The sequence below is a fragment of the Mycobacterium sp. genome, assembly GCF_032162605.1.
Lineage (GTDB): Bacteria > Actinomycetota > Actinomycetes > Mycobacteriales > Mycobacteriaceae > Mycobacterium.
The window spans coordinates 1-2,673 of record NZ_JAVROT010000247.1 but is presented as its reverse complement, the minus strand read 5'-3'; the positions used below and the strand labels follow the sequence as shown (position 1 = coordinate 2,673).

Annotated in this window: 3 protein-coding genes; 1 reads left to right on the top strand and 2 read right to left on the bottom strand. The window is 63.3% G+C overall.

What is annotated here, in order from left to right; genetic code table 11:
* The coding region (locus QOI01_RS14950) for a hypothetical protein (RefSeq protein WP_526382178.1) at positions 1-197 on the bottom strand (197 nt) is incomplete at its 3' end.
* 170 nt (positions 198-367) lie between these two features.
* On the opposite strand from QOI01_RS14950, the gene QOI01_RS14945 reads away from it, so the two are divergent.
* Entirely contained in the window at positions 368-1,042 is a 675-nt protein-coding gene (locus QOI01_RS14945) for a methyltransferase family protein (RefSeq protein WP_526382176.1), read from the top strand.
* A gap of 147 nt (positions 1,043-1,189) precedes the next feature.
* Here QOI01_RS14945 and QOI01_RS14940 read toward each other — a convergent pair.
* A partial coding sequence (locus QOI01_RS14940) for a condensation domain-containing protein (RefSeq protein WP_526382174.1) occupies positions 1,190-2,673 on the bottom strand: 1,484 nt, incomplete at its 5' end.

Sequence of the window (2,673 nt, the reverse complement as noted above, 5' to 3'; positions counted from 1 at the left end):
TCCACGACCTCCGCGCGCGTCATACCGATGCCGATGTCGCGAACGATCAGCGGGCGTACGTCCTTGTCCACCTCGAGCTCTACGTGGAGATCGGAGGACATAGTAGCGATCGCGTCATTGACCAGCGTCGGAAGCAAATTGACGCGGAGTGGGGAGTTGATCGCGGCAATGGCGTGAGCCGTGCTGGTCGGATTCATTGCGGCGTACCTGCTCGGTACCCTCTCAGCAATGCCGCAGCCGCTGCACCACCTGGAAGCATTCACGCACACCCCAGAATAGGCGACGGTAGTTTTGTCCGTGGGCGGAGCGCTTTCTGGCCTCGGCGTGCGCTATATGGCTTGGTACCGGAAGGACGTTGAGGAGATTCGTGAAAACCATTCCTAAAGTGTTGGTATCTGGGCTTGTCGAGCCTGTCGCGCTCGGGTTGACGCTGTTTTTGGTAGCAGGCACATTCAATTACTGGCAAGGGTGGTCCTTGCTGGTGGTGGCAGCCCTTTCGACGTCGATCCCCACCGGCTACTTGCTGCTTACGAATCCCGTCGCACTTGAGCGGCGGAGGCATGCGGGGCCGACAGCGGAGGTCCGAACGGCGCAGAAAATCCTCATCTCCGTCTGGTACTCGTCACTAGCAGGAATGATTTTGGTCAGCGCGCTTGACCGTCGCTTCGGCTGGTCGTCGGTGCCAACGGCAATCTGCCTGGTTGGTGATGTTCTGGTAGCCGTCGCCCTGAGTCTGGGGATGTTGGTGGTCATACAGAACAGCCATGCGGCCGCGACCGTCCGGGTGGAGGCAGACCAGAAGGTGATCTCCACCGGTCTGTATGGCCTGGTGCGGCACCCCATGTACACCGGCAACGTGATCATGATGGTCGGCATCCCCCTTGCGCTCGGCTCGTACTGGGGACTGCTCTTCCTCGTACCTGGCCTGGTTGTGCTCGCCGTGCGCATCCGCGACGAGGAGAAGCTGCTCCAGGAAGAGTTGGACGGATATCGCGAGTACACGCAGAAGGTTCGCTATCGCCTGGTGCCGTGTATGTGGTAACCGCCCGCACCGGGCGCGCAATCCGTTGTGGCCCAATATGCTCGGGTCCCCGTCCGCAGAGTCACCGAATCGAATGGCTCTTGCTCAACGCCCCCGCGTTGGACCTAGCGAAGCGGGCCGCCGGCCGCGCTCACGGTGGAGCTTCATTCAGGGTTTCGACGTGTCCGCCAACTGCTGACTCAGACTTCTCACGGATGACGCGTCGAAGAAGGTGTTCACCGCAAGGTTGATGTCAAAGGCCGTGTTGATCGCGGCGATTGCGCGCATCGCGGAAAGCGAATTCCCGCCCAGGTCGAAGAACGACTCATCGACGCCGACGCGGTCCACTCCCAGCACGTGGGCGTAGATGCCGGCCAGGATTCGCTCGACCAGGGAAGCCGGAGCGCGATCACCGTCACCGGTGTCCTGGTGTTCGAGTGCGGAGTCCGTCTTGGTCGGCTGGGCCTCCGCCCGCCGGCCTCGCCCCTCCAGCAGAGCGCCCGTCGACAGCCGCCGTGTGGGATCGGAGGTCATAGCCACCAACACCCGCTTGAATTGCTCGATCAGTTCTTCGACGGTGGCCGCGTCGAATACATCCGTACGGAACTGAAGGCGAAGTCCCAGTTCGCGGCCCGGCGCGGCCTGGATCGTAAGCGGGTAGTGGTAGTAGTCGCGGTCATTGACCTCGGTGATGACTAACTCGTCGACGCTTTCCGACGCGGCGGTGCCGGTTGGGTAGTTCTCGAATACGAAAACCGTGTCGAACAATCTTTCCTGACCGGTGATGCGGTGTATGTCGCTGAGCGCCAAGTGCTGATGCTCGAGGGTGTGATTGTGGGCGCTTTGCAGCTGCTCCAGCAGGTCTTTAGTGGTGGTGGCCGGCGTGATGTTCGCCCGCACCGGCACCGTGTTGATCATCAGGCCAACCATCGAGTCCGCGCCGGTCAGCTCGGCCGGCCTACCCGAGACCACTGCGCCGAAGGCGACATCGTGCTGGCCGGTCAGCGAGCACAGCAGTTGCGCGAAGGCGGCTTGCAGCACGGTGCTGACTGTCGTGTGGTGCGAACGCGCCAGCTCGTGAACCGCCCGCGTGGCCTCTTCAGACACCCGGAACGACTGAAAGTCTCGCGGCCCGATCCCCAGCCGATCCTGCGGACCCACCAAGGTAGGGGTGTCGAAACCGGCCAACACCTCACGCCACGCGGCGCGTGCGCCACCGGTGTCTCGACCGGCCAGCCAGCTGACGAACCTGCGATACGACACGGCCGCGGGCAGCCGATGCCCGTAATAGCTGATGAAGATCTCCCGCAGCAGGATCTGCAGCGACCAGCCATCCATCAAGATGTGATGGTTGGTGAGCACGAGTCGGTGGCGATCCGCTGCGGTGCGGATCACCGCGACGCGGAAGGCCGGCGGGTTGGCGAGGTCGCAGACCGCGGCGCGTTCGGCGGCGCACAGCTGCTGGATCTGCTCCTCGCCATCCACGCCTGGATCGAGCTCGACATACTGCCACGCCGCCGCGGGATCGGCCGGGATGACCTGCACCGGCTCGTCGAACCGGTCGCAGAATCGGGCCGCCAGATTGGGATGGCGGTTGACGACGGTGTGCACCGCATCGCGCAGCCGGTTCGGATCAAGCGGGCCGCTCAACC